This window comes from Methylobacterium sp. WL18, from assembly GCF_008040015.1.
GTDB classification, from domain to species: Bacteria; Pseudomonadota; Alphaproteobacteria; order Rhizobiales; family Beijerinckiaceae; genus Methylobacterium; species Methylobacterium mesophilicum.
Window position 1 is genome coordinate 1 of record NZ_VRVD01000918.1, and the last position, 1,428, is coordinate 1,428.

The 1,428-nt window shown below is 75.3% G+C and carries 2 protein-coding genes; one reads left to right on the forward strand and one right to left on the reverse strand.

The annotated features are described in order from the left end of the window. The coding region (locus FV228_RS29690; RefSeq protein WP_187277975.1) for a CobD/CbiB family cobalamin biosynthesis protein at positions 1-690 on the reverse strand (690 nt) is incomplete at its 3' end. On the opposite strand from FV228_RS29690, the gene FV228_RS29695 reads away from it, so the two are divergent. Beyond that, a partial coding sequence (locus FV228_RS29695) for an aminotransferase class I/II-fold pyridoxal phosphate-dependent enzyme (protein WP_147857722.1) occupies positions 682-1,428 on the forward strand: 747 nt, incomplete at its 3' end. The two genes, FV228_RS29690 and FV228_RS29695, sit on opposite strands and share 9 nt — an antisense overlap.

Genomic DNA, 1,428 nt, shown 5'->3' on the forward strand with positions numbered 1-1,428 from the left:
CAAGGCGGCCGCCCCGACGATCAGCAGGCCGGCGAGCCGGGAGGCCGGCAGGTTCACCAGGTCGTCGAGCCGGGCCGCCGCCCAGCCGAAGGCCGCATAGCGCGGGCTGCGGTGGCCGATCATGCTGTCGGCGGTGTTGATCGCCTTGTAGAGCGCGCCGCCGGGCAGGCCGAGACACCCGATCCAGAAGGCCGGCGCCACGATCCCGTCGGAAAAATTCTCCGCCAGACTCTCGATGGCGGCGCGGCACACCGCCGGCGTGTCGAGCTGGTCCGGGTCGCGCCCGACGATCATCGACACGGCGCGGCGCCCGGCCACCAGGCCGCCGTCGCGCAGGGCGGTCTCCACGGCCGCGACGTGGTCGTTGAGGCTGCGCTGCGCCGGCAGGCTCGCGCAGAGCAGGCCGAGGAGCAGCAGGGCGGGGAGGGGGCCGGCCCAGAGGCTGAGCCCGGTGAGCGCCCAGGCCGGCAGCCCCGTGGCGGCGAGCAGGAGCACCAGCGCGCCGCAGCCGGCGATCCGGCGGCGGCGCTCGGACCCGCGGTTCAGGCCGCGCTCCAGCCAGGAAATCAACCGGCCGATCCAGGTGACAGGGTGGCCGATGGCCTTGTAGAGCGCGTCCGGGTAACCGGACGCCGCCTCGATCCCGAGGGCGAGGGCGAGGATGGCGAGCGTGTCGGGCGGATGGAGCATCGTTTCTGGAATCCCGCTCCGAGGCCGGGGGCGATCCCGGGTGTCATCCCCCATGGCGGCGATCTCGGAGGGCTCCGGAACGCCTTTCCCGACGCGCCGGAACCCTGGCTCGACCTCTCGACGGGGATCAATCCGGTCCCCTATCGCGTGCCGCCGGTGGAGGCCAGCGCCTGGACGCGGCTTCCCGCCGCCGCCGAGGTCGATGCCCTGCGGGAGGCTGCCGCGGCGGCCTATGGGGCTCCGGGCGCCGCCGAGGTCGTGCCCGCACCCGGCACCCAGATCCTGATCGAGACCCTGCCCCGGCTGGTGGCCCCGACCCGGGTCGCGGTCATCGGCCCGACCTATGCCGAGCATGCCGCCGCCTGGGCGCGGGCCGGCCACGCGGTGGCGCAGGTCGACGGGATCCAGGCGGTCGGCGACGCCCCCGTGGCGGTGCTGGTCGATCCCAACAACCCGGACGGGCGGACCCATCCGCTCGCCGAGCGGCTCGCCCTGGCGGAAGCCCTGCGCGCGCGCGGCGGCCTGCTGGTCGCCGACGAGGCCTTCGCGGATCTGGAGCCGGTGTCGAGCCTGTGCCCGCATGTCGAACCCGGGCTCGTGGTGCTGCGCTCCTTCGGCAAGACCTACGGGCTCGCCGGCCTGCGCCTCGGCTTCGCGGTGACGGATTCCGGGACGGCGGGCCGGATCCGTACGGCGCTCGGCCCCTGGGCGGTGTCGGGGCCGGCCCTGGCGATCGGG